Annotated in this window: 9 protein-coding genes and 1 pseudogene; 7 read left to right on the top strand and 3 right to left on the bottom strand. The window is 32.8% G+C overall.

Annotated elements, in window-relative coordinates; genetic code table 11:
- On the top strand, positions 1–487 hold a 487-nt coding region (locus tag SOY52_RS10520; RefSeq protein WP_320848909.1), incomplete at its 5' end, for a hypothetical protein.
- Between the two features lie 671 nt (positions 488–1,158).
- A complete protein-coding gene (locus tag SOY52_RS10515; RefSeq protein ID WP_320848908.1) occupies positions 1,159–2,115 on the top strand; it encodes a magnesium transporter CorA family protein in 957 nt (318 codons plus the stop codon).
- Here the strand turns inward: SOY52_RS10515 and SOY52_RS10510 are convergent.
- On the bottom strand, positions 2,105–3,325 hold the full coding sequence (locus SOY52_RS10510; RefSeq protein WP_320848907.1) for a class I SAM-dependent rRNA methyltransferase: 1,221 nt from the start codon (positions 3,323–3,325) through the stop codon (positions 2,105–2,107). The two genes, SOY52_RS10515 and SOY52_RS10510, sit on opposite strands and share 11 nt — an antisense overlap.
- A 153-nt stretch (positions 3,326–3,478) precedes the next feature.
- On the opposite strand from SOY52_RS10510, the gene SOY52_RS10505 reads away from it, so the two are divergent.
- Positions 3,479–4,609, top strand: coding sequence for a glycerate kinase (locus SOY52_RS10505; RefSeq protein ID WP_320848906.1), 1,131 nt, complete (start codon positions 3,479–3,481; stop codon positions 4,607–4,609).
- A gap of 29 nt (positions 4,610–4,638) precedes the next feature.
- Here SOY52_RS10505 and SOY52_RS10500 read toward each other — a convergent pair whose 3' ends face one another.
- On the bottom strand, positions 4,639–4,941 hold the full coding sequence (locus SOY52_RS10500) for a hypothetical protein (RefSeq protein WP_320848905.1): 303 nt from the start codon (positions 4,939–4,941) through the stop codon (positions 4,639–4,641).
- Between the two features lie 91 nt (positions 4,942–5,032).
- Between SOY52_RS10500 and SOY52_RS10495 the strand changes: the two genes are divergently transcribed.
- Entirely contained in the window at positions 5,033–5,968 is a 936-nt protein-coding gene (locus SOY52_RS10495; protein WP_320848904.1) for a sugar phosphate isomerase/epimerase family protein, read from the top strand.
- On the opposite strand, the gene SOY52_RS10490 is transcribed toward SOY52_RS10495, so the two are convergent.
- Positions 5,962–6,579 (bottom strand): GntR family transcriptional regulator, encoded by a 618-nt coding sequence (locus SOY52_RS10490; RefSeq protein WP_320848903.1) that lies wholly within the window; start codon positions 6,577–6,579, stop codon positions 5,962–5,964. The genes SOY52_RS10495 and SOY52_RS10490 overlap by 7 nt on opposite strands.
- A 179-nt stretch (positions 6,580–6,758) precedes the next feature.
- Between SOY52_RS10490 and SOY52_RS10485 the strand changes: the two genes are divergently transcribed.
- The 3 genes and pseudogenes from SOY52_RS10485 to SOY52_RS10475 all read left to right on the top strand — a co-directional run.
- Positions 6,759–6,920 carry a hypothetical protein gene (locus tag SOY52_RS10485; protein ID WP_320848902.1) on the top strand — a complete coding sequence of 54 codons (162 nt, stop codon included), beginning with the start codon at positions 6,759–6,761 and terminating at the stop codon, positions 6,918–6,920.
- Positions 6,921–7,013: 93 nt separating this feature from the next.
- On the top strand, positions 7,014–7,679 hold the full coding sequence (locus SOY52_RS10480) for an HAD family hydrolase (RefSeq protein WP_320848901.1): 666 nt from the start codon (positions 7,014–7,016) through the stop codon (positions 7,677–7,679).
- A pseudogene (locus SOY52_RS10475) lies at positions 7,666–8,216 on the top strand (phospho-sugar mutase); the annotation flags it as partial. The gene SOY52_RS10480 and the pseudogene SOY52_RS10475, both read left to right, overlap by 14 nt.

The raw sequence follows: 8,216 nt of genomic DNA, 5'->3' as shown, positions 1-8,216 counted from the left end.
GGAAAAGGATATCTTTGGGCTTGGAAAACAATTATATGAGTTTATAAGGAAAGAAAAAGAAATAAACTTGCCATTAAAAGATGGTAATAATATCATTTATGTAAATGCAGAAAATAAAGGTCGAGAAGATTTAAATAATCTAATGCAGAGTTTAATTTCTTACAATTACAGTGATATGAAAGATCAAGTGATAAGGGAGTGTACGATGTATTATAAGACAACACAAAAAGGTGAAGATAAGGTTTGTGAAGCAATTAGAGAGTATGCAGCAAAATCCTATGATGAGGGTAAGGATGATGGAATTAAAATTGGAAAAGAGGATGGCATTAAAATTGGCAAAGCTGATGGCATCAATGAAGGTACTGTAAAAACACTTATTAATCTTGTTAATAGTGGAAATATAACAACTTCCTGTGCAATTGCTAACTCTGGATTGTCTAAAGAAGAGTTTATGTCTATTGCTAAGAAATTAGGACTAAGCTATTAATCTTAAAACTTTATACTCAGCTTCTTTTAATGAGGCTGGGTATAAAATAGAAATATTTTAGATAAAAATGCAAAATATAATGCTAAGATTAACTTCTTTTGATTACGAAATACAAAGATGAACTAATAAAGTAGTTCGTAATGAATTATAAGACAACATTAGATGGAGATGATAGGGAGAGGCAGTTCATAATTATGTAGTTAAATATGCTAAGAATTCCTATTATGAAGGTGTTGTAAAAACACTTATTAATTTTTTTTAATAGTAGAAATATTACACCACCCTGTGTAATTGATATCTCTAGTTTATCTAAAGAAAATTTTAAGTCAAAAGTTGATACCTTATGTTATAAACTCTAAATTTAAATTAATCGATAGTTCAATACAAAAACCAACTGGGATTATAATTAGTTGCAGTACTAAAAAAAATAATGGAAGAGTCGTAACTTTTTATTCAATGGGATACAGATATTTAATTTTTTATTCTTCCAATAATTTACTTATTGCATTATAGTGTATGTGTATTTTTTATAAGGAGATTTGGATTATGTCTACTAAAGATGATGCTAACCCGTTGCCTAGTTCTAAATTAATAATAAACATAATCCATCTTCAGGTAGGTTAATATATTATCTCACTTCCTATCTAGATGGTATTTTGGGGAGTGCAGAAATGATAACAATTAGAGCTAATGATGATAAGAGGAACTATACTTGGGTTGATGTCAGAGATATCAACAGAGAAGATTTATCTGTATTGACAGAAGAATATTTAATTTCCTCTGACTTACTTGCCGATATACTCGACCAAGATGAGCAGTCAAGAATTGAGAAGGAAGACGACTATACTGCCTTAATCGTGCGTATTCCACTTGATGATGAAGATCAAGATTCTCCATTAATTCAAAATGCAATTCCGCTTGGTATTATTCTTTATAAAGATAAAGTAATAACTATTTGCCAGGGGGATAGTGTTGTTTTAGAGGACTTTGCAAAAAGAAGATTTAGGCAATACCCTGTGGCGACAAAGGAAGGCTTTGTTTTATCAATTTTAGGTCGTTCAGCACTTGTATTTATTAGAATGCTAAAGTACATCAACAGACAAAAAGATATTGTTGAAGAGCGTTTGCATGATGTTGTTTCTAATGATGAAATTATTCGCTTACTTGATATCCAAAAGTCATTAGTTTATTTAACAACAAGCTTAACAACTAATGAAAGTTTACTTGAAAAGTTATCTAAAACTCCACTATTTAAGCTTAATAGTGAAGATGAAATAGATTTTTTAAATGATGTAATAACAGATAATAAACAGGCTATTGCGATGGCAAATATTTATTCAAGTATCTTAACAGGTACGATGGAAGCCTTTAGCTCAGTTCTTGGAAATAATATGAACATCATAATGAAACGTCTTACTATTATTTCTCTTGCATTAATGTTTCCAACATTCATAACAGGTTTCTTCGGAATGAACGTAAGACTTCCTCATCAAGATAAATTTTATGCTTGGGTATTCTTACTTGTTATTTGTGCACTAGTTTCAATCGTAGGATCATTCATAATTAACAATTGGGATAAAACTACCAAAGTTAAGAAGAAGAAAAAGAAGAAAAAAACTAACGAATAACTCTGTAAATAAAACCTTTAAGGTATTCACTTTCTGGAAATGAAATTCTAATAGGGTGGTCATCTCCTGCACTGAGGGTCCTGATAATCTGAATCTCTAAACCTGCATCTGCTGCGGCATATGCAATTTGCTGTCTTAAAATTTCACGAGTTACAGATCCTGAGCAAGAAAAAGATGCAATTAAACCACCATTTTTTATCTTCAACATTGCATTTCTATTTAAATCCTTATAGGCCTTTAATGCATTTTCAAGCTTTCCTTTAGTTGCGGCAAGCTTAGGCGGATCGAGAATAATAAAATCATATTTATTACTTTCAATTCTTCTCATCTCGTCAAATACATCACAGCTTTTTATAGTAACTTTATCACGAGAAGAAGGTGGAATTATACCTTCATCTTCATTTAAGTGAACTTGATAGAGAAGATGTCTAAGTGCACTCTCAGACTGATCTAAGGCATCAACACTTAGTGCTCCTCCGCGAAGGGCATGGAGTGTAAATGCACCAGTGTAAGAGCATGCATCTAAAACTGTTTTTCCTTCACAGTAGCTTTCAACAATATTTCTATTGTCTCTTTGGTCACAGTAAAAACCAGATTTCTGGCTATTTGTATTTTCTATTTCAAAGCGAATTCCACTTTCATAGAAGGAAATTGTTTTTTCTCCTTCTTCTACCTTTTCTCCATTTTTATCAAAGTATAAGATTTTTTGAGGAAGAGATTCTGCTTTTGCATACTCTTTGTCCATAATAACTGTAATAGTCTTAGGTTTAAGCAGTTTAATTAGAGTATCTTTTATTAGATTAATTTTATAATACGCATAACGTGATGAAACAATTAACTTAAGGTGTGATGCATAAACATCACAAGCTAGTCCTGGTATGAAATCAGCTTCTCCATGAATTAAGCGAAATGCATTATCTCTATCTTTGTTAAAGTGATCTTTTCTTCTATAAATTGCACTTTTTAGTGCATCAAGCAAAAATGAATCATCTGGAATTATTTTTTCATCCCAGCTAAGAAGATGCAAAATAATATGACTTTTTTCATCATAGTAACCATACGCAATGAATTTATTATCAGAAGAAAATACCTTTGCAAGGTCTCCATTTACAAATTTTGGTTCAATATTATCAATAGCTCCAGAAAAAACCCATGGATGGTGCTTTAAAAGCTGTTTTTCTTTATTTGGCTTAAGTATTACGTTATACATAGTGGAAAAATAATAATTCATGAAAACTTTTTCTTCAACATCCTTTTTTTTCTTGATAGAGCTATAATAATCGTATATTGTATACATTAAAAAGAGATAAATTCATTTATTAAGATAAATAAAACGGTTATTATATTAGCAAAAGGAGTAAACATGAATAAAGTAATCCTTATCCCTGATTCATTTAAAGGTACAATGTCTTCAGCTGAAATTTGTCAGATAATGAAGAAAGAAATATTAAAAGCATACCCAGAGTGTGATGTTATCTCAATTCCTGTAGCTGATGGAGGTGAGGGTAGCGTTGATGCCTTCCTTGAAGCTTTAGGTGGAGAGAAGGTATTTAAAACTGTTACAGGCCCTTATATGGGTGAAAGTGTCAATGGTTACTATGGTATTTTACCTGGTAATGTTGCCATCGTTGAAATGGCAGCAGCAGCTGCCCTACCTATGGTAGGAGATAGAAAGGATCCATCAAAGACAACAACATACGGAGTTGGACAGCTTATTATCGATGCAGCAAGTAAGGGTGTTGAAAAGATTATTGTTGGTCTTGGTGGTAGTGCTACAAATGATGCGGCGTGTGGTCTTGCATCAGCATGTGGAGTAACTTTCTTAGATAGCGAAGGAAAAGCATTTATTCCTGTTGGAGCAACATTGGATAAGGTTGCAAAGATTGATACATCAACAATCGATGAAAGACTAAAGAAGATTAAAATTGTTACAATGTGTGACATTGATAATCCTTTCTATGGACCAGAAGGTGCACCTGCAGTTTATGGACCACAAAAAGGTGCCAATGAAAATATGGTAAAAGAACTTGATGAAAAGATGCGTAAGTTATCTGAAGTAATGATTAGAGACTGTGGAGTTGATGTTCAGCATATTCCAGGCTCTGGAGCTGCCGGTGGAATGGGTGGTGGCATGGTTGCATTCTTCTCTTCTGAACTACAAATGGGAATTGAAACTGTTCTTGATACTGTACATTTTGATTCTTTACTTGATGGTGCAGATTTTGTTTTCACTGGCGAAGGAAAAATTGATGGTCAAAGCCTTAGAGGTAAGGTTGTAATTGGTGTTGCTAGAAAAGCAAAAGCAAAGGGTGTTAAGGTCGTAGCTATCGTTGGTGATATCGGAGACGATGTAAGTGGCGCATACAAAGAAGGTGTTACTGGTATTTTCTCAATTAACAGAGTTGCTGTTACCTATAAGGAAGCAAGAGTTAGAGCAAAGAACGATTTAGCTTTAACTATGGAAAACTTACTTTATTACACTAAAGCACTTTAATAATTACCATATAAGAGCCTTAGCAAATGTTAAGGCTCATTAATATCATTTAATGCTTTAACAAATTCTTCACAAGTTTCAATTATTACTTTTCCAATAATTCCATTTTGCCTAAATGGTTTAGTTCCAAAATTATATGTAAATATATCATCATTAATTGTTACTTCAACTTTAGCACTCAATATTTTCTTATTTGACTTCTCGTAGAAGCAATTTGCTCCTCTAAAAGATGAAAAGAAAAATGTCTTAATATCATCCTTCATAGCAATAGCAGCAACTTTATTTTTTAAATCTTTAACTAGGATTATTACTTCATCTTGGTCGTTAGCCATTCTTTTAATATATGAAAAATTTAGCTTCCTCTGTTTTTGAATCCTTAATAACTCATCTTCGATTTCCTTGCACTTTGCTTGGAAACTTATTGTGCTTACTTTTTTTCTTTTCTTAGAAGTAAATGTTGCGTACAAATTAAAGAGTGTAAAAGCCAATAATAATGTAAATAAGAGATTTCATTTTATTAAAAGCAAAGAGGAATATATCTCAAAACTAAAAACTATTCTTTATGATGATTATTTTGAAGGTGTTGAAATATCACAAATGCCATTTGAAGGCTTAATGGATGAAGTAGTTTCATTAATAAAAAGTGCTCATATGGACTATACCTATTGTGGTCACTCAAGACTTTTTAAAAATAAGCTTAATATTAACTCTTTAGATGAGAGTGAAAGATTAAAGGCAGTTGAGGAATTAAAGAAAGGTATTGATGAAACGCATACAATTGGAGCCAAAGAATTCCAGTTTTTATCAAGAACTTATGATAAAAATAAAATAGCTGAACACATTGCTGCTCTTGCAAAGAGTACTAGAGATCTTTGTGAATATGCGAAAAACTTTGATATTACTGTAACACTTGAAATCTTTGACCATACAATTGATAAGTGTTCATTACTAGGTCCAATTGACAGAGTTACAGCATTCTTAGAACAGGTAAAGGATATTGATAATTTTGGTTTTATGTGTGACTTATCACACATCCCTATGATTGGGGAAACAATAGAAGAAAACCTAACTCCTATAAGAGACTATATCAAGCATGCTCACATTGGTAATACATCAATTAAAGATAAAAATAATGTAGCGTACGGAGATATGCATCCTAGATTTGGTTATGAAAAGGGTGAAAATGATACTGCAGAGCTTACTATATTTCTGCAGCATCTAAAGGATTTCGGATATTTAAAAGAAGGAGGAAATAACTTTCTAGGCTTTGAAGTAAGGCCACTTCCAGGAGAAGATGAACGCATCGTAATTGCAAATGCAAAGAGATGCTTAAACAAAGCTTGGCGTCTTGTTCACTGATGAGTGATGTGCTCTCTAATTAGCTTCTTAGCTTTGAGCTTTTCGTTATTCTTTAGTAACAATAAGAGTTTGGTATGCTGTTGGAGATAGGATAAAAGACTTTCAGGACTTAAATCTTGTTCGATTCTTAAGAGCTGAATTTTTGGATCTAAGCGATAATATACTTCAATAAGAGCTTGGTTATCGGTACATTCAATTAATAGAGAATGAAAAGCACTATCAAGCTCAAAGGCTTTATCTCTTTCTCCATTTGAAAGCTGTAGCTGGCAATCAGAAGCAAGCTGGGTTAGTTTTGAGAAGTTTTTATCAAAGAGATTTTCCTGTAAGTTGTCAATGGCGAAAAACTCCAAATTAATTCGTAAAGAAGCAATATCCTGAGCTACTTTATCACTAATCTTAACTACTGCAGCATGAGACCTTGGTGAAAGAGTTACAAGACCATATTCAGCTAATCTTCTTATAGCTTCTCTAATTGGAGTTCTGCTAACACCAAATTGAGTTGCAAGAGCATCTTCACTGATTTTGCTTCCTGCCTTAATTGTGCCTTTAAGAATCTCGCCTTTTACAAGTTCATAAGCTTGGTCTGAAAGTGATGTCGAAACGATTTTCATAGGTTTCCCCCTTGTCTTTAGCTTATCAGATAAGATTGTAGTCGTCAATTTTGCATTTTGTATACAATTTGTAGAATTTCTACCAGCAATTTACTTGGATTAAACAGGTATTTGTTTGACAGATTAAAATTATAGTTATATGTATATTGTATACAAAATACAATTAAAAGGAGATTAAAATGAGCGAAATAATTGAAAAACTCCTATCAGATAGAGACAGGAAGTTTAATGCAACAGAACTTGATGCACTTTCTGCATATTTCAGAGAGATGATGTTTACTGTTTTGCATGAAAGAGGAATAGGTCACTTGGGTGGTGCAAGAGGGCTGTTTCCTTCTTAAGGTCCAGATATATCTAAGAAGGTTAATGATATTTTGTGCCATATCGAGCTTTCGGTATGGCACTTTTAACATATTTTATTTACAATTAATTTTATGAAAAAAGCTATTCTTTTTGATTTAGATGGAACCTTGGTTGATACAATTGAAGATATTAGATGTGCTATTAATCATACAGTAAAACTTACCTATAACCGCGAGATTTCAAGAGAAGAATGTATGAGTGTTGTGGGTAGGGGATTAAAAAATGCACTCATTGGTGCCTTAGCTTTCTCTGGAGCAAGATACCCTGAGGATGAAATAGATATTCTTTATCATGAATTAATATCATTTTATAAAAACAATGCTTGTGTTTATTCCAAACCATATGATGGAATAACGGAATTTTTAAAATCAATGTCGCAAAATGGATATGCCTTAGGTGTCCTATCTAATAAAAGTGATGTTTTAGTTCAAGAAATAGTTGAAAAGCTATTTTCTGATATAAATTTTACTTTTATTCAAGGTTTTTGTGATAAAATACCTCTAAAGCCTGATAAGGCGGGTGTTGAGATATTTGCAAAGCTCTCAGGTGTTCCTATTGAAGAAGTTATTTATGTTGGGGACAGTGAGGTAGATGGAGAAACAATTATCAATGCTCATCTTGAAAAGGGTATTCTTGTTACTTGGGGTTTTAGACCAAGAGAGATGATTGAAAAATTTGAAAAACAAGGGATTAAACTAGTAAACACAATAGAGGAGCTGAAAGATGGTGTTAACTGATGAGATGAAAAAGGAAGTGGTAGAAAAGGCACATGTCTACCTCGATAGTGAGAAGAATGAAGTATTCAGAAGTGAAGTAGCAGAAGCTTTAAAGAATGAAGATTATGAATCTCTCTATGATAGATTCTATACAGCATTAGCTTTTGGTACTGCAGGTATGCGCGGTGTAATTGGTGGTGGTACAAACCGCATCAATACCTTTATGGTAAGAAAGGTTACACAAGGTCTTGCTGAATACTGCTTATCTGTTGGCTCTGATTCAACAGTAGTTATTGCATTCGACTCAAGACACTATAGCCCAGAATTTGCTAAAGCTGCTGCATTAGTTTTAAGTGCTAATAAAGTTAAAACTTATCTTTATGATACCCTTCATCCAGTACCAATGCTATCTTTCGCAGTAAGACACATGAAGGCAACTGCTGGTATTGTTATTACAGCTAGCCATAACCCTGCAAAGTATAACGGATATAAGGTTTACTGGTCAGATGGTGGTCAGGTTACTCCTCCACATGATATTGAAATTGCTAAGCTTGCTAA

The sequence above is a fragment of the Bullifex sp. genome, from assembly GCF_034103065.1.
Classification (GTDB): domain Bacteria; phylum Spirochaetota; class Spirochaetia; order Sphaerochaetales; family Sphaerochaetaceae; genus Bullifex.
The sequence above is the reverse complement of the archived record's forward strand: the minus strand, read 5'-3'. Positions and strand labels throughout refer to the sequence as shown.

Bases quoted from the DNA above. Each gene is read 5' to 3' on its own strand.
- SOY52_RS10515 (WP_320848908.1), top strand. From the start codon at position 1,159: ATGATAACAATTAGAGCTAATGATGATAAGAGGAACTATACTTGGGTT.
- SOY52_RS10510 (WP_320848907.1), bottom strand. From the start codon at position 3,325: ATGTATAACGTAATACTTAAGCCAAATAAAGAAAAACAGCTTTTAAAG.
- SOY52_RS10505 (WP_320848906.1), top strand. From the start codon at position 3,479: ATGAATAAAGTAATCCTTATCCCTGATTCATTTAAAGGTACAATGTCT.
- SOY52_RS10500 (WP_320848905.1), bottom strand. From the start codon at position 4,941: ATGGCTAACGACCAAGATGAAGTAATAATCCTAGTTAAAGATTTAAAA.
- SOY52_RS10490 (WP_320848903.1), bottom strand. From the start codon at position 6,579: ATGAAAATCGTTTCGACATCACTTTCAGACCAAGCTTATGAACTTGTA.
- SOY52_RS10485 (WP_320848902.1), top strand. From the start codon at position 6,759: ATGAGCGAAATAATTGAAAAACTCCTATCAGATAGAGACAGGAAGTTT.
- SOY52_RS10480 (WP_320848901.1), top strand. From the start codon at position 7,014: ATGAAAAAAGCTATTCTTTTTGATTTAGATGGAACCTTGGTTGATACA.